Source organism: Aequorivita iocasae, assembly GCF_016757735.1.
In the GTDB taxonomy this organism is placed as follows: Bacteria; Bacteroidota; Bacteroidia; order Flavobacteriales; family Flavobacteriaceae; genus Aequorivita; species Aequorivita iocasae.
This window is the reverse complement of the sequence record NZ_CP068439.1, coordinates 2,559,386-2,576,028: the sequence shown is the minus strand read 5'-3', so window position 1 is coordinate 2,576,028 and position 16,643 is coordinate 2,559,386. Positions and strand designations below refer to the sequence as shown.

14 protein-coding genes are annotated in these 16,643 nt (G+C 37.9%); 10 read left to right on the top strand and 4 right to left on the bottom strand.

The features are described from left to right. Positions 1-8: 8 nt before the first annotated feature. From JK629_RS11870 to JK629_RS11850, 5 genes are all read left to right on the top strand, one after another. Positions 9-725, top strand: coding sequence for a LytTR family transcriptional regulator DNA-binding domain-containing protein (locus tag JK629_RS11870; RefSeq protein ID WP_202335839.1), 717 nt, complete (start codon positions 9-11; stop codon positions 723-725). Positions 726-939: 214 nt separating this feature from the next. Beyond that, positions 940-1,101, top strand: coding sequence for a hypothetical protein (locus tag JK629_RS11865; protein WP_202335838.1), 162 nt, complete (start codon positions 940-942; stop codon positions 1,099-1,101). Positions 1,102-1,186: 85 nt separating this feature from the next. After that, the gene (locus JK629_RS11860; protein ID WP_202335837.1) at positions 1,187-3,226 is read left to right on the top strand and encodes a tetratricopeptide repeat-containing sensor histidine kinase; all 2,040 of its coding nucleotides are present in this window, start codon (positions 1,187-1,189) and stop codon (positions 3,224-3,226) included. After that, the gene (locus JK629_RS11855) at positions 3,223-3,885 is read left to right on the top strand and encodes a response regulator (RefSeq protein WP_202335836.1); all 663 of its coding nucleotides are present in this window, start codon (positions 3,223-3,225) and stop codon (positions 3,883-3,885) included. The genes JK629_RS11860 and JK629_RS11855 overlap by 4 nt, the downstream gene beginning before the upstream one ends. A gap of 63 nt (positions 3,886-3,948) precedes the next feature. Beyond that, positions 3,949-4,626 (top strand): hypothetical protein, encoded by a 678-nt coding sequence (locus tag JK629_RS11850; protein WP_202335835.1) that lies wholly within the window; start codon positions 3,949-3,951, stop codon positions 4,624-4,626. Positions 4,627-5,247: 621 nt separating this feature from the next. Here JK629_RS11850 and JK629_RS11845 read toward each other — a convergent pair. The 3 genes from JK629_RS11845 to JK629_RS15605 all read right to left on the bottom strand — a co-directional run bounded on the left by JK629_RS11845 (position 5,248) and on the right by JK629_RS15605 (position 9,771). Further along, positions 5,248-8,238: a DNA polymerase III subunit alpha gene (locus tag JK629_RS11845; protein ID WP_202335834.1), complete on the bottom strand. Its 2,991-nt coding sequence runs from the start codon at positions 8,236-8,238 to the stop codon at positions 5,248-5,250. Then, positions 8,238-9,452: a DNA polymerase IV gene (gene dinB, locus JK629_RS11840; RefSeq protein ID WP_202335833.1), complete on the bottom strand. Its 1,215-nt coding sequence runs from the start codon at positions 9,450-9,452 to the stop codon at positions 8,238-8,240. Before dinB ends, JK629_RS11845 begins: the two co-directional genes overlap by 1 nt. Before the next feature lie 187 nt (positions 9,453-9,639). Beyond that, complete coding sequence (locus tag JK629_RS15605; RefSeq protein ID WP_262896509.1) at positions 9,640-9,771, bottom strand: hypothetical protein; 132 nt, start codon at positions 9,769-9,771, stop codon at positions 9,640-9,642. Positions 9,772-9,996: 225 nt separating this feature from the next. Between JK629_RS15605 and JK629_RS11835 the strand changes: the two genes are divergently transcribed. After that, complete coding sequence (locus JK629_RS11835; protein WP_202335832.1) at positions 9,997-10,857, top strand: SDR family oxidoreductase; 861 nt, start codon at positions 9,997-9,999, stop codon at positions 10,855-10,857. Positions 10,858-11,013: 156 nt separating this feature from the next. Further along, positions 11,014-11,721, top strand: a complete 708-nt coding sequence (locus JK629_RS11830; protein WP_202335831.1) for an SOS response-associated peptidase family protein — start codon at positions 11,014-11,016, stop codon at positions 11,719-11,721. Between the two features lie 4 nt (positions 11,722-11,725). On the opposite strand, the gene JK629_RS11825 is transcribed toward JK629_RS11830, so the two are convergent. Beyond that, the gene (locus JK629_RS11825; protein ID WP_202335830.1) at positions 11,726-12,343 is read right to left on the bottom strand and encodes an SOS response-associated peptidase; all 618 of its coding nucleotides are present in this window, start codon (positions 12,341-12,343) and stop codon (positions 11,726-11,728) included. 316 nt (positions 12,344-12,659) lie between these two features. Between JK629_RS11825 and JK629_RS11820 the strand changes: the two genes are divergently transcribed. The 3 genes from JK629_RS11820 (at position 12,660) to JK629_RS11810 (ending at position 16,412) form a co-directional block, all read left to right on the top strand. Further along, a complete protein-coding gene (locus JK629_RS11820) occupies positions 12,660-15,134 on the top strand; it encodes a T9SS type A sorting domain-containing protein (protein ID WP_202335829.1) in 2,475 nt (824 codons plus the stop codon). A gap of 326 nt (positions 15,135-15,460) precedes the next feature. Beyond that, positions 15,461-15,982, top strand: coding sequence for a hypothetical protein (locus JK629_RS11815; protein ID WP_202335828.1), 522 nt, complete (start codon positions 15,461-15,463; stop codon positions 15,980-15,982). A 37-nt stretch (positions 15,983-16,019) separates the two neighbouring features. Next, on the top strand, positions 16,020-16,412 hold the full coding sequence (locus JK629_RS11810) for a VOC family protein (protein WP_202335827.1): 393 nt from the start codon (positions 16,020-16,022) through the stop codon (positions 16,410-16,412). Positions 16,413-16,643: the final 231 nt, after the last annotated feature.

Below are 16,643 nucleotides of genomic sequence, written 5' to 3'. Positions count from 1 at the left end.
CCGATAGTTTGCGTTATTATTTAATAATAGGAGATCCGCCACCAGCATTATTGGATGCTATGCCGACGATTGAAGCGACGTTAGGATTAAAGTGTTTAGGGATTATAAAAGAAATGGCAAGTTATCGGAAAAGGCTTCTTGGACATTACCCTGAACTAATACTGGTACATCTAGACCAGGCTACCATGTCTATAGACGATATACTAAGGACGATAGGCCATGACTTTGGTAAAATACCGCATTATATTGGACTTACATCATCCCCTGCAAAAGGATTTGAAGCATTTAAGTCCGGTTTTTTGGATGTTATCTTGGCTCCCTATACAAGAGAAGGCCTATTGAGCACTTTTTCAAACTATAAATACACTTATGAAGCAAGTTCAATTTTTTGCATTGAAGAATACTACGATTTTCACTATATCAATCTTCACAATGTAGTTTTTATACAGGCCGATAATTATACCACTGATTTTATAATGAAGGACGGTTCGCTTGTACATAACTTTAAGAACCTAAAGCATACTTTCCCCTTATTGCCCAAACATTTTCAAAAGATTAACAGGGGGCAGGTTATCAATTCCTTTTATGTGTTTAAAATCAATATGGGAAGGAAAGAACTCTTTTTGCGGCATCATGGAAAACCTTTGAAGTATACGAGAAAATATAAAACCAATATAAGTACCATTAAAAAGTGGGTCCAAAAAACCCCTATAACAATTTACTAATTTATGTCATTCACATGCTCTACCCCCCCTCTTCACATGTACAACCCTGCTATTCACAGATTAGCATATTTAAAATTCGGTATTTAAAAATGCGCCTACTACCTTAGCCATAAGGAGGTTGCTCTCCGGCCGGTTTAAGATCGGTTCATTGTGCACAATGATTCCCATTTCAGAGGATGGGACAAAAACTATTGTTTAATTAATCATGTACACAATGAAAACAAAAATTCTATACCTCAGTATTGCGGGTTTTATTGGTTTATTAATTTCCTGTACCCCTACCCCCTTGAACAATGAAAAAAATGTTTACAAAGCACCTCCCATCTATGGAAGCGGTGGTGAACACAGTAGGGAACCTGATAATGAAAAGGACTGATGCCACCAATTATGTGATAAAAAGAAAAGCCTTTTATATTTTGAAGGCTTTTCTTAGATTTGTTTACTCCCCGAAACTTAAATCTATGATCACCTACTATCCCTATGGTAGGCGGGAGATTACATTTGCACTTATGCTATGGCTATATTTTATGCCCATTGGCATCACGGCACAAACCCCGCACCTACATCAGAATTTCGAAAAATATTTATTAAAAGCACAACAGGACAGCCTATCTCCCATTACGCGAGAGCGCTATTTAAAAATTGCCTACAGTGCTATACGATCTACAAGGGCGGACAGTGTAAAGTACTCCCGGATAAGCAAACTAGTTGAGGTAGCGGAACATTTACCTGACACCAGCTACTTTATCAGGATCGCGGCGGAAGGGATGCAATTAGCGAAGGATTTGGAAAACCCAGCGCATTTGGGTGATGCCCATTGGAACTACGCCTCCTACTATTTGAGAGGAAAGGAATACGGTAGAAGTTATGAACATTACAATAGGGCCTATAAATATTTTACCGCTGCAAAGAATGACTATTATTCTGGAAAAATGCTTTACAATATGGCATATATTGCCAGCGAAACCCATGATCTGACAGGGGCCGAAATTTTATTGTTTCGATGCATCAAGATTTTTGAGCAGGCCAAAAAGCCCCGGCAACAATACCGCTGTTATAATGTACTGGGCAATAATGCGGACGATATGGAAGAATTTGATAAATCGCTGCACTATTACAACAAAGCTTCCCAGTTGATACCTTCATTTAAGGACTCCCTGTATTACAAATTGGAAAACTTGAACAACCAAGGCGTTCGATTTCATAAAATGAGGAACTATGAAAAGGCGGAATCCGTTTTCACCACTGCCCTTACCTATGTGAATGAACTCAGTAGAAGTCCAGCCCTTCACGCTATGTTGCTGGATAATAAAGCGCACTGTTTGGTCTTTTTAGGAAAATTGGATGATGTGGAGCAAGATATGCGCTTTGCCATGCGCTTACGGGATAGTTTGGGAGAAACCGCCGGTTCCATTATGAGCAGATTGCACCTTGCAAATTACTACGGGAAGATAGGCGATACTTTGGAAGGGATAGCATACGCAAAAGAAGCATTGGAAATGGCCAGCGGAAAAGAATTGACGCACCATAAATTGGAGGCACTGGAGTTGTTGGCGGCATTGGACCGGCCCAATACCATACCTTATTTACGGCAGCATATTGAGATAGACAAAAGCATTAACGCCCGCGACCGTAAGTTGAGAAACAAATTTACGGCGATACGATATGAGACTGCCAAATACATAGCCGAAAACGAGCGTCTTTTCCGGCAGCGGTTGTGGATAATAATTGTGGGTGTATCGATTTCTGCTATTTCAATCCTACTTTATTTAAACAAACTGCAACGATCAAAAAATAGGGAATTGCTTTTCGAGCGCGAACAACAGCAATACGATGAGGATATGTACTTGATGGCCCTAACGCAGAAGACCAATCTGGAAAAGGGAAGAACTGAGGAGCGGCAGCGTATTTCGAAGGAGTTGCACGACCATATAGTCTCGCGTCTTTTTACCTTGCGTTTTCAATGGCAGACGGCCCCTGTGGGTGGAGAAAAGGAGATGCTAAGCCTGAATAGGAAGAATTTAAATTTATTGGAGCAGTTGGAAAGCGAAATACGCAACCTTTCCCATAAACTTAGAAGTATTGTTTATACTGAGGAAGAACGATTTTTAGATACCCTGAAGACACTTTTGGCGGAGAAAAGCGAGATCGGCAGGTTAACCTCTGTTTTTGAGTGTAAGAACCCGGCTGATTGGCAACAGCTATCGTATGTATCAAAAATTAACTTACAGCGGATTGTGGAAGAAATACTCCAAAATGTGGTAAAACACGCAAGAGCCCACAAAATAAGTATCCTGATGTATAGGGAATTGGATACACTTTATCTCAACGTAACTGATGACGGGAAAGGGTTTAAATACGCTCGCGTTAAACGGGGCTTAGGAATGAAAAATATGGAAGCCAGAAGCCAGAAGCTGAACGGTACCTTTAGCATACAAAGCACTATAGGTATTGGGACCACTGTGATGATACGCATTCCATTTAAATTAAATATACAATGAAAACCTGTATCAATATTTTGATGATAGATGACCACCCCATGATCCTGGAGGGGTATATTGATTCGATAAAAAAGTTGGAAGCATATAGCTTTTCAATTGAAAGGGCACATTCCATTGCAGAGGCAGTATCGAGTTTGGAAAGCAACTTTAAAAAGAGGGAGATCCATTTGGTATTGTTGGATATAGGGCTGCCCCAAGACCTAGACTATTTATCAGGTTTGGAATTAGGGATTGCCATCCGGAAAGCGCAGGCAGGCAGTAAAATAGTGGTAATTACCGCGTATGATACTTATCCCCTGCTCCAGGATTTAATGAAATTAATAAATCCTGAAGGGTTGCTTATAAAGAGCGAGTTGAATCCCGATATTTTACAGACTGCCTGTAAGGAAGTTTTGGAGGGAGGGTGTTATTATACAAAAACGGTGCGGAAATTTTTAACCGAAGGTTATGAAAAGCCCTATGTTTTGGACCATTATGACAAGTTATTGCTGTACCACCTATCGTTGGGTAAACTAAATAAGGAACTGGTAGCAATTCTCCCTTTGTCCCTTCGGTCCATAGAAAGAAGAAAAAATAAGCTTAGGGATGTGCTGAAGCTGGAACAAGGGTGCAGTGATGTACAGCTGATCAAAGGCGCTAAGGAAGCAGGATTATTGTAAGGGTAATAAAATTGAGTCAACTGTTTATGTATAAAAGTAAATGGAGTTTAAAAATTAAGCATTTTGAAGAAGCGCATCAAAAAATATCTTTTGCTAGAACAGCTACCCTCCCTAAGGCAATTGATTTTGGATGTATTTGAGGAGATGGGAGAGAAAATGGGTGTCAAATTTGAACCTTTCATAATAAGTCCCAGTATTGCTTCAGCTGGAAATTTACACAAGGTGCTAGGGGAAAATAATTTTGAGTTTGTAATATTTAACTTGGATTTTCCTTTTGCCACATATACGGATTTTAAGTGTCCAAAAGATTTTTTAATATATCTGGATTTAAAATATCCTATTCCGAAAAAGCTGGTTATCATTCCCCATACCACCGTTTTCCAAATTTTACAGCTAAGTAACCTTGTTTCTATAGATGGATTTATGGACGCGTTGGATTGTAATGCCGAAACTTTGCGTTTAGCCGTACAACAATTAACGGATTATTCTATTTTTTACAGCCGTACTGTTATTCAGTTGATAACAAAATATATCTATAATGAGGATATACTTGGCCAACAGGATTATTTAATTTTAAACGAACTTTCCAAGGGCACCCCCTTAAATAAAATACCGAAAAAACTATTTATTTCCCGCACTACCATTCAAAGAAGGCGGACAAAAATGAAGGAATTCTTTAAAGTTGAAGGCCTTCCCGATAGCGAATTGGTTAAAAGAGCACAGCAAGAACGTTTTGTTTAAGAACGGCAGCTCCTAAATACCGCTACCATAAACTTTGGCATTAATGAATTATTGAAAAACTTAAGAGCCAATTTTGGGCTCATTTTGCTCAATTATGGGCTCTTTTTATAATTCTACATTAGTTCCCACCCCCTAATTTAAACAAACGTTCAATAACGCACTAAACACAACCTTATGTGTTCTCTAATTAAAAAATCATATTTGAAAAACACTACGATAGTTGTTAGTACTTATCTGTTTGTATTCCTATTCCTCTTCGCCTCAATAAGCAAGCTCCTGGACTTTGAATCCTTTACGGCCAGGGCAATAGCGGTGGGAGATTTGTAAGCTATGTTTTTTTATTTTAAAACTGGGAATGAAGAATGATTCAAAAAAATCTATTAAAATGTACATTTTCTGAAAAGCTGGAGAAAAAATGAGCATTAGGTTTCGGAGTAAAATAGCTTGATAAGTATTATTAATTAAGAAGATCCCAGGGTATTAGACAGATAAAACTGCTTCAAATTTTCACAAGATGCTCCCAAGTTAAAAACAGTAAGCTTTGTTGCAAAAAGGTGTTTTACTATTAATTTAATGAATTTGCTAGGGGTATGCTGTAGATAATCAATTATGGATTTTTGGTTATTGCGAAATTGATTTTTGTGTTTTTTGTTCTTCGGTAAATCGAGGGTCAGGAAGACGCGGTACTTTTACCAGCTGTTCTGTAGTTATAGCATAGTAACCCAGATCTTCAGTTACAGTTCCTTTTATAAAGTAAATTCCCATACCTATCACTGGATATTTGGTCATTACTTTTGGGAATTGGACACTATCAAAGCATACCCCTTTTCTATCCAAGAAGGTGGAAAAAGCCATATAGTCTCCTTTTGAAGTTTTTGTAGTTTTGGAGGTGACCAGTTTGCCGAGAATTGTAATTTCCCTACCTACAAAATTTTTTAAATCTCTTGCCTTGGTGGTGGGATAATTACCTGGTTTTATGAAATTGAAATCGTTGTGTAACGTAAAGCCCAACAATTCAAGATTGTCATAGGCGTCAATAATGTGTTCGCTTTTTAATAAGGGTAAATTATAATTTACCCGTTTAGGTTTAAATAATTGGGGTTGGTTGTGCTGGCTTTTATACGAATTGTTGTTTAGGTGCGCAAACCACATTAATCTGTGTTTATTGGGTTCTAAAGCTCTAAAGGAATTTAATCGGATTAGCAATAGTAGCTGTTCCAATCCCAATTTACATCTATCCAAAAAATCATTAAAGTTTTTGAAAAGACCAAAAAGTTGGCGTTCATTGAGTATTTTTTGAATACTGCGATGGTCCAGATCCTTTATCATCCCAAAACCTAGGTACACTGTTTTCCCCTTTATGCAATTGCCGTGGTCGCTATTGTTTATGCAAGGATTTTCAACCGTACCGCCACATCTGAAGATTTCGTTTATATAGGTGTCCAGATTATAAAAGCCTCCGCCATTGTTAAGAACCGCAGTCATAAACTCCAATGGAAAATATTTTTTAAGGTACAGGCTCTGGTAGCTCTCTACCGCATAGGATGCCGAATGTCCCTTGGCAAACGCATAGCCGGCAAATGCTTTGATTTGATCCCAAACTTCTTCTATCACTTTTTGGGTGTAGCCCTTCTCTTTACAGTTTTCATAGAATTTCCTTTCCAGGGCATCAAATTGTTCCTTGCTCCTGCCCTTGCCGCTCATTCCCCTTCGCAATACATCTGCTTCGGCCAAACTCAAGCCTGCAAAATAATGTGCAACTTTGAGAACATCTTCCTGATACACCATTACCCCATAGGTCTCGGGCATAATTTCCAAAAGAACGGGATGTGCCTCTGCCCTTTTTTCTGGAAATCGATGTCGCTCTATATAGGCATTCTTCATCCCGCCATTGGTAACGCCGGGACGAATGATAGAACTGGCGGCAACCAGACCTAAATAATCCTGGGTCTGCAGACGGGTCATAAGGGTACGCATGGCGGGCGACTCCACATAAAAAACGCCCATACAGTCCCCTACTTTTAGAAGGGCGTTAATTTCTGGATCATTCTTAAATGGAGTGGTATCATCAATGTCTCTGATCTGGGCCTCGGGTTGGTTTTCCCTGATCAATTGAATGGTATCTTTAATCTTTGAAAGTCCGCGTTGGGCAAGGATATCGAATTTAAAAATACCTACTGCTTCCGCAATGTGCATATCTATCTGCAGGGTTTGGAAACCCTTGGGCGGCATAAAGGTGGCGCAATAAGCCTGTACGGGGTTTTTGGTAATTACGATACCGCCAGAATGCACACTCAGGTAATTTGGGACCCCATGGATAAGAGTGGCATATTTTGTTACCAGTTTAAAGTAATGGTCATTTTTTTTATGCTCTCTGTCGCCTTTTAAAAACGCATCAATTTCGGCTTTTGGCAGTCCAAATACTTTGGAAAGCTCCCGAACAACTGCTTTGAATTGAAACGTTACATAAGTACCCATAAGGGCGGTATTTGGGAAACGTTCAAAAATATAGCGGGTAACATCATCCCTGTCCTTCCAAGAAAAATCTATATCAAAGTCAGGCGGTGAGGAACGATACAGGTTGATGAAACGTTCAAAATAGAGGTCCAATTCAATCGGGTCCACATTGGTAATCCCCAAAATATAAGCGACAACACTATTTGCCCCACTGCCCCGCCCAATGTAGGGATAGTCATTCTTTATCGCATATTGAACAATATCGTAATTGATTAAAAAGTAAGAAACAAAGTCCATTTGCTGGATTGCATGAAGTTCCTTTTCAATCCGTTCCTTTATTTTGAGGGTTATCGTTTTATATCGGGACGCTATCCTTTGGTTTACCAAGGAAACCAGATATTCATAATCCTCTTGGGTATTGGAAAGATAGGTAGCTTGGTTTTGATTCACGCGCTTTTCATCAAATTTAAAATCAATAGTACAGGAGTTTAAAATAGACCGGGTGTTTGATAAGATATATTCAAAATCCTCAAACCGCCTTTCGAGTTCATGTAGAGTGTACATTTTATCGTTGGCACTTCCCTGTTCTAGTTCCGGCAATTTGCTTAACACAATATTTAGGTCTATGCACCGCAGTAATCTGTGGATATTGAAATGTGTTTGATTGCAGAAGGTTACAGACTGTAATAACACCAGTTTTTCAGTATGCTGTTTTAGATGGGAGAATTTTAATTTGTTAAGGTCTGCTACAGAAATGCCGATGTACCAATTTGGAGCGAAGGATTCCAGTTCATATTCAAGTACTTTTTCAAAGGGAATAATAGTTATTACATTCAAAAATGAGGGTGGGATTTCGGGGAAGTCCTTTTTAGCATGAAGGTATTGGGTTAAAAATTGGTTGATTTCCAGGTAGCCATTATTGTTTTTTGCCAAGCAGACATAGCATCGGGTGTTTCCGTTACGAATATCGGCCCCAACCACGGGTTTAAGGTTTTCTTTTGTTGCTTCCCTTATAAATTCCAGACAGGCGGAGGTACTGTTAATATCAGTAAGTGCCAAAGATTCGATAGTATGTTCTTTTGCCAATTGCAAGAGTTGGGGTACTGAAAGCACCCCGTACCGCAAAGAGTAATATGTATGGCAATTGATATACATTATTGATTTCTATGGGCCAATAAAATGGGCGGTTCGCCATCAAATGGATTACGGCCGGAGATAACGGTCCGCACATCCAGTGTGGAAGCCTTCATAACACTGCCTGCCCCGAAACGGTTACGGATATGATCCAAGGATTTATAGAGGTTCAATGTCTTTTCGTTATCGTCAAAAAGGTTAATTTGGTAATGGCCGCCAACCAAATGGGAAAACTTTACACCTATTAGCCGAACCAATATCCTGCGTTCATAGAGTTTATTAAAAAGTTCCATTGCGGCGGGTATTAGAATATGGTCGGCACTGGTGTAGGGAATGCGAATTTGTTTGTTATAGGTCTGGAAATCGGAGTATCTGATTTTTACGGAGACACAACCCGTCATTTTATTTCCAAGCCTGAGTTGGTAACACAGGGTATCTACCATAGCGGTAAGGGTGTCCCGGAGTCTCTGGACATCTATTGTATCAAGATTGAATGTGCGCTCATTGGAGATTGATTTGCGTTCGCAATAGGGAATTACGGGGGTGCTGTCAATTCCATTGGCACGGTTCCAGATGGTCTGCCCGTTCTTGCCCATAACGGAAGTAAGCATTTCCACCGGCATTTCCTGGATGAGCTTTACGCGATCAATCCCCAGGTGGATTAAAGTTTGGGCAGTGGCTTTGCCGATCATCGGTATTTTTCGGATGGACAATGGCGCCAAAAACGCCTTTTCAAAACCGTAATCAATTTTAAGCTGGTTGTTGGGTTTGGCCTCACCCGTTGCCACCTTGCTCACTATTTTATTTTGGGAGAGTCCGAAAGAAATTGGCAATCCCGATTCCTTGATAATACGTTTGCGCAGTTCGCAAGCAAACTTATAGTTTCCAAAAAATCGGTCCATGCCAGTCAGGTCAACATAAAACTCATCCACACTTGTTTTTTCAAATAATGGGACGGAATCACGAATAACATCCGTGATAAGATTTGAGTACTTCATATAGGTACCCGCATTGCCACGAATAACAATTGCTTGGGGACAAAGTTGTTTTGCGATTTTCATTGCCATCCCCGAGCGGACACCATATTTTCTGGTTTCATAACTACAGGCGGCTACCACTCCTCTACTGCCCGTACCCCCTACCAATACCGGCTTTTTTAGCAATTCGCTATTTAGCAAGCGCTCTACCGACACAAAGAAAGTATCCAAATCAAGATGGAGAATTGATTTTTTCATCAATACAAAAATATGGAATATTTCCATTTGTTTGGAATTATTCCAGTAGGAATTTTATAAACAATATCAATCTGGATGAAGAAGGACGGAGAGAGACAGGAGGTAAATGAAATGTAGTGAAGAAAATTTTATAAAAAAACCTCCATCATAAATGATGGAGGCCAAATTGACTAGGCAATCATATTACCTACTCTTCTTCTTGATTCCAATCATCCCCTTGTTTTCTTGTGGGATCTTGGTTTCTGTCATTCTGGGAAGGGTTGTTTCCAGCAAATTGTAGATTGTTCTCCTTGCCCGTTTGATTTCTTTCATTTTTCATAGCAATTCAATTTTAAAATTTTTTTTTATTAAAAGTAGCGTCAAATTTCTAATAGTAAATACCTTATAACATTCCATTGGCACCTATTTTTAAAATAATTAACTAAAAGCATATGTACGGAGATCTTTTTTATCTTTTTAAGATTATGCCACCTTCGTTAAAACAATTCTAAACTATCTACATTATAGCTAAATGTTTAATAATTTTAAAAATAAAAAACACACTATGGAAAAAGAGAAATCCAAACCAAAGAAATTTCCTTCCCAAACGCAATCTCAGCCCGGGGAGGAAAATAAAATGAAACCACAACCGGAGATTATTCGAGAAAATTATAAAGGCAGTGGTAAATTAAAAGGCAAAGTAGCATTTATTACCGGGGGAGACAGTGGTATTGGAAGGAGTGTAGCCGTACACTTTGCCAGGGAGGGTGCTTCTGTGGCCATTGTTTATTTAGAGGAAAACAAAGATGCAAAAGAAACCAAAAGGATGGTTGAAAAGGAAGGGAGCAAATGTTTAATATTGGAAGGAGACTTAAAGGATGCAAAGTTTTGTAAAAAGAGTATTGCTGAGTGTATAAAGCACTACGGGAAATTAAATATTTTAGTCAATAATGCCGCCGTACAATTTCCAAAAGACAAGCTGGAACAGATTTCGGAGCAACAATTAACGGAAACTTTTCAAACCAACATATTCGCATATTTTTATATAGCCAAGGCAGCGCTTCCTCATTTAAAGAAGGGAGACGTTATAATAATCACCAGTTCCGTAACCGCCTATAGGGGAAGTGATCATTTGATGGATTACGCCAGCACAAAGGGCGCTATTGTTAGTTTTACGCGCTCACTGTCCAGCAATCTTGCATCAAAGGGCATACGTGTAAACGGAGTAGCACCAGGCCCCATATGGACGCCCCTTATTCCCGCAACATTTGATGATGTAACTGATTTTGGTCAAGATACCCCGATGGGAAGAGCGGGACAACCCAGTGAGGTGGGTCCTGCCTATGTTTTTTTAGCCAGCGAGGACAGCAGTTATATAACGGGACAATTTATTCATATCAACGGGGGCGAACTTATAGGGGGATAACTCCATTTCTAAAAAAAATGAGGGCAGCACCTTAAGGAAGATCCACCGATAATTATGGAATAGATTGGATGGTCAATTTTAAGGATTAAAATTCCATTTGGAAATAATCCTTATGAAATTTTATCCCATTATTGAAGAAGTTTCTATATTTAACTTATGTGTATTGAAGTCTCTTTAAATAAAACGGATTTAGAGATTGAGGATTTTTTTGATGCCTATTTTAGGGTGATGTGTGAGTATGAACCCTATTCTTATAGAACTGCGCTTGGTTTTCCAAATCTCTATATCATACCACAGCACGATCCCGATGGAATATGGCCCGCCCATTGGGGATTTATTCCCGCAAATGAAAGTGATAATATTCTTTCCTTTCGGCAACAATATAATCTGCATGCAATTTCTATCGAGAAGTTTTTAAATTTAAAATACAATAAGCCTTCCCTAAATTTTGGTAAGTGTTTAATTTTGGCAGATGGATTTTATTTAAACGAATTAATTGAGGGAAATAAAAATAGAAAAATTTGGAAGGTTACAAATGGTGATGGGGCAAAGGGCAAACTGTTTGCATTTGCGGGTATTTATTCCTTAATTGACGAAGAACTTTTTTCCTGCTGCATAATTACCAATCCTGCAAATAAAAATGTGATTTCCCTTGAAAGAGAAATTCCATTTATACTTGATGATACTTTTAGGAAAGAATGGTTACGGGAAGACCTTGCAGAAGCTGCCCTTAAATCCCTACTCCAATTTGGATTTACAAAAGACCGATTAAAAGTAACGTCCTATAAAGGAACAGCAATGTACCGGGAGGAAATTCATTCCTATAAAAAGGTAGTTGCAACCCAATTAAATCGCAAAATGTGATTATTTATATAGCTTTAGCTGTTAATGTAACTTCGTAAGGAAACTGAAAATTTTCCAAAGCGCCTCCTTCTAGCCAATCCCTTCTATTTTCCTTTTTTAATATTATGGGCATTCTTTTTTTATTGTTGTGTATCTCCTCCATTAGCTCGTTTGCTTCGGTAGTTGCTATTGTATAGGTAGTCATGTTTTCACCGGTTGAAGGATTGATCCATTCGCTGTAAAACCCTGCAAAGCCAAAGATTTCCTGAGCGGTGGGCTTGATAATATATTTTTGTTTTTCCTTTCCTTTCGCATCGAGCCACTGCCATTCATAAAAGGCATCGGCAATCACAAGACAACGGTTTTTTACGGAATTCCGAAAAGCGGGTTTTGATGCGGCGGTTTCAATTCGGGAATTCAATGTCATCTTTCTTATGGAATCATCCTTTGCCCAAAAAGGTATCAAGCCCCAGTTTGCCATGCTGATATGCCCCTTATCCTCGTCGAGAACAATAGGATTTTTCGCAAAAGCAAAACCATTGATAGCCTCTTTGGGAACATACAGTTCCGGTTCGTAAAATTCGGCATCAAATTCTGCTTCAATCAGCCTTTTATCAGCAGTTAGTTTGGTGTGGTAGCACATAATTTATAATTGTAATTTAAAAATACAAAAAAAACGGAAGTAGTGATTGTGAATGGCTATCTATAAAAAACGCTCCTCCAGGCTTTCGAAAAATAGCCTGTCCTGAACAACCAGATTAACTAGTTTACCCTCAACGGAAACGAAAGGAAGGAAGGGGTAAAAATGAATGTATATAGAAAGAAGCAAAATCACTATCAAAAAAATCAAACTACCAGATCCACACACTCACCTATTCACTAATTTACAAGACGCTACCCAAACAAACAAACCCATTCTATTAACAAAATTTTAATATATTGCACTTCTAAAAAAAAATATGAAATCAAATCTTTTATTCACATTAGTCCTCTCCTCATTTAATCTTTTATTGGCTCAGACCACTTTTGAAGAAAAGATCATAACAGATAATAGTTATGTTATTAGACCCAGTGATGCTTTTTTTGGTGATATTGACGGGGATGGTGATTTGGACATTATGACCGCTGGAAATAGCAATGTAGTTTGGTATGAAAATACCGATGGTCAAGGAACATATGGAATAAGAAAGTTAATAAAAAACTATCCTTTTACTCATTATGTAGCTGCTCCATTTTTAGCCGATATAGATGGAGATGGGGATTTGGACGCCATAGTGAGTAATAATTACGCTAATAGAATTGTTTGGTTCAAAAATCTGGATGGACTTGGAAATTTTGGAGTAGAGCGTAATATTTCAGATTTTAAAGGATCAGTTTATTTTGATGATATTGATTCTGATGGCGATTTAGATTTATTGTCGTCACACTACTTTAATGGAAATAGAGTAGTATGGCTTGAAAATTTAAATGGGTTGGGCCAATTTGGAAGTCAGACTATTGTAGATGGCGATGTTGCAGAAGCAATATCATTAAAAACAGCTGATTTGGATGGCGATGGGGACAAAGACATATTATTAGCTACTTATTATGATAACTCACTAATCTGGTATGAAAATTTAGATGGCAATGGAACATTTGGTCTAAAAAGGATAATTAGTTCTGGAGTAAGTGAACCCACCTCGGTATTTGCAGCGGATATTGACAATGATGGTGATCATGATATAATTTCAACGAGTAATATTAATGATTTTGTTGCATGGCAGGAAAATATTGATGGCGCTGGTAATTTCGGTCCTTTACAATACATTGGTTCTAATATAGATGGAGCAATTGGCATAAATGTGGAAGATATTGATAGCGATGGTGATAATGATGTATTCTTTGCAGCCAAAAACGACAATTATTTTGGCTTCTTTGAAAACCTGAATGGTCAAGGGTCCTTTTCCTCAGCCAGAATAGTATCTGATAAGGTTAGCTTACCAACGGGTATCAAAATCGCAGACGTTGATAATGACGGAAATTTGGATGTGATGTGCATAGCCGCCAAAAGTGCTAAAATTAGTTGGTATAAAAATGAAGATGGGATGGGTAATTTTGGAAACCAAAATATAATAGTTGAAGACGTTGACTATATAGAAAAAATAACTTCGGCTGATTTGGATGGTGATGGGGATCTGGATTTAATATCTGCATCAAATAACGACTATGCATCTGGGAATAGTTTAATTGCGTGGTTCGAAAATATAGATGGACACGGAAATTTTGGAAAACCAAAAGGGATAGATTATCCTAATCATGCGGTCTATATACGGGCTGCAGACGTTGATGGTGATAATGATATAGACCTCATTGCTGGCACACATTCTCCAAATATAAAAAAAATTGTCTGGTACGAAAATCTTGATGGTTTGGGGAATTTTGGACCTGTAAATGATATCTCAAATAGCGTTGTAAATATTTTAACTGCTTTGGAAGTAGCAGATATAGATGGGGATAATGATATTGACATTTTGTTTAGAAGTAGTTCTTCATTTGGATGGATGGAAAACACGGATGGACTCGGAAATTTTAACGTCCAACACGACCTTCCGTCATTCGCCGGAACTTATTCCGATACTTTTCCAGCAGACTTAGATAATGATGGCGATATTGATATATTAAGCCTACGTTTTTCAGGTACCGGACAGGCAACTTGGCTTAAGAATTTAGATGGCATGGGCAACTTTAGTGATGAAATCTTAATTTATCAATTAGCAGGCGGTCGCGTTCGTTTATTAAATGCTGTAGATATGGATATGGATGGAGACATGGATGTAGTAATTGGCGCAACAGATTCAGATGAAAATCTAATTTGGGTTGAAAATACTGATGGTAATGGAAGTTTTGGAAATGTAACTGTAATTACGCAAGAAGGATTACCAAATGAAGTTGCCTTTGGAGATTTAGATAATGATAATGATATGGATGTTGCCTTTACCCACTATTACCAAAATAAAATTGGTTGGATTGAAAATATTGACGGGCAGGGAAATTTCGGAGCTGAAATAATTTTAACTGATAATGTTTACGAAGCAAATGACGTTTTAATAACTGATTTGGACGGGGATCTGGATATGGATATTGTTGCTTCATCATATATAGATTGTCAAATTATATGGTATAAAAACACGTTTATACTATCCCTTCTACAAAACAGCACATTTTCTTTTTCAATATATCCAAATCCAACAACCCAAATAGTGAATATTGAAAGTGCGACCAAAATAGTAGGTGCAAAAATATACAACAACCTTGGTCAACTTCTCCTGAGTGAATCAGACCCAAATGGAATCAATTTTCTCAATATCGATAATCTATATACCGGCATTTATTTTTTAAAAGTGACGGATACTGCTCAAAAAAGTAGTACCAAGAAGTTTATAAAGCAAAATTGAATTATCAGATTAGGGTAGTTTGAATATGTGGTGTAGGCTTTAAAATGTAGCAGCGGGGGTGCATACCAAAAACAATAATTTTCTCGGTTTCAAACCCCGTGAAGGGCATTACAAATGCCGAAATAAATAGGCACGCTTTTCAAAAGCGAGCCAGTGGATACCAACGGACGAAAATCATTTTGGGAAATAACATTTTTATTTTTAAATTTGTCCATAGGTATTAAAAGGATGCCTGTACTCACAAAAGACGATGTCACCTTTTCTTTTCTTTTTTTATTCATTTCATAAATCCGCCAATAGTGAGTAATGGCAACGAAAAGGATATTATGAAAGTGTTACGTCCTATACGGCTTCATCAGATTAAAATTGAGGCCAAATTAATTCACAAAAAATTTAAATCCGATTTTGACACTACGGTCAAAAACTACTTACGTCTTCCATTTTTTAAAAACCTATCCTCTTCAGAGTTTGAGAAAAAAAGAAAGCATCTTCTTTTAAAGGACGTGTACCACATTGTTGCTTCCGAATACGGGTTTAAACGATGGGAAGATTTAAAGCAACATATTGAAAGAAATGATCTCCTTTTTAGAAGTAATGGGATTGGATTAATACATAAGTGGTTTAATAGTTATTCAGAAGCAAAAAAATACCATACAAAATACGGAGGTTATTTGCTGCAATTTTGGGCAGATTATGTGGTATGTGGTAATGAATATATTCAATTGTTAGCGTTACAGCATTATACGGAAGCATGGAAGGCCATTGGCTATAACTGGATTGAACCCACCGACGAACAGGCATTTCAAAAGCTTTATCAACAGGCAATTTTGCAGTATAACTTACTGTAATAGCTATTTTTTTATTAATCTTTAAATTTTATTTTTTATGAAAAACTATTTAGGTAGAATAGTACTACTTGTAGAAAACTATGAAAGATCTGCGACTTTCTATGAAGTGAACTTTGGCTTTAAACGAATGTTTGATGTAACTACGGATGTAGGGCAACGGTTCTTGCATTTGGGCAGTGAACCTCTCGATTCCTTAGGGATTTGGTTTTTAAAGGCAGATACTAAAAAACAAAGAGAACGGATAGGCAATCAAACTGGGGAACAGCCAACAATGGTAATTTATACCACTGATATTGAAACGCTTTATGAACGACTACTAAGTAATAAGGTAAAATTGAAAACGGAAATTGTTAAGACCCCGGAATATTCTTTTTTCCATTGCTATGATATGGATGGCAATGAGATTATTGTTTCTGAATTGAACGATTAGCCAACTTACTAATAAACCATATTGAAACATGATCTAATGCGTATGCAAACGCAGGCGAGTAGGAATATAGTAGGAACTTATCGCCTTATTCACTCCACTCTCTGCGTTTGAAATACGTTTAGAAAGATAATGGCCATACCATTAACACCTACAGGGGTGGATATAAAGACACGATTTTAAAAAACGCTCCAAAAGGCTAAACCGAGTACGCAGTGTGCACTGGCGAAGCAA

Coding starts and splice junctions, on each gene's coding strand:
- JK629_RS11865 (WP_202335838.1), top strand. CDS start 940: ATGAAAACAAAAATTCTATACCTCAGTATTGCGGGTTTTATTGGTTTA.
- JK629_RS11860 (WP_202335837.1), top strand. CDS start 1,187: ATGATCACCTACTATCCCTATGGTAGGCGGGAGATTACATTTGCACTT.
- JK629_RS11855 (WP_202335836.1), top strand. CDS start 3,223: ATGAAAACCTGTATCAATATTTTGATGATAGATGACCACCCCATGATC.
- JK629_RS11845 (WP_202335834.1), bottom strand. CDS start 8,238: ATGTATATCAATTGCCATACATATTACTCTTTGCGGTACGGGGTGCTT.
- dinB (WP_202335833.1), bottom strand. CDS start 9,452: ATGAAAAAATCAATTCTCCATCTTGATTTGGATACTTTCTTTGTGTCG.
- JK629_RS15605 (WP_262896509.1), bottom strand. CDS start 9,771: ATGAAAAATGAAAGAAATCAAACGGGCAAGGAGAACAATCTACAATTT.
- JK629_RS11835 (WP_202335832.1), top strand. CDS start 9,997: ATGGAAAAAGAGAAATCCAAACCAAAGAAATTTCCTTCCCAAACGCAA.
- JK629_RS11830 (WP_202335831.1), top strand. CDS start 11,014: ATGTGTATTGAAGTCTCTTTAAATAAAACGGATTTAGAGATTGAGGAT.
- JK629_RS11825 (WP_202335830.1), bottom strand. CDS start 12,343: ATGTGCTACCACACCAAACTAACTGCTGATAAAAGGCTGATTGAAGCA.
- JK629_RS11820 (WP_202335829.1), top strand. CDS start 12,660: ATGAAATCAAATCTTTTATTCACATTAGTCCTCTCCTCATTTAATCTT.
- JK629_RS11815 (WP_202335828.1), top strand. CDS start 15,461: ATGAAAGTGTTACGTCCTATACGGCTTCATCAGATTAAAATTGAGGCC.
- JK629_RS11810 (WP_202335827.1), top strand. CDS start 16,020: ATGAAAAACTATTTAGGTAGAATAGTACTACTTGTAGAAAACTATGAA.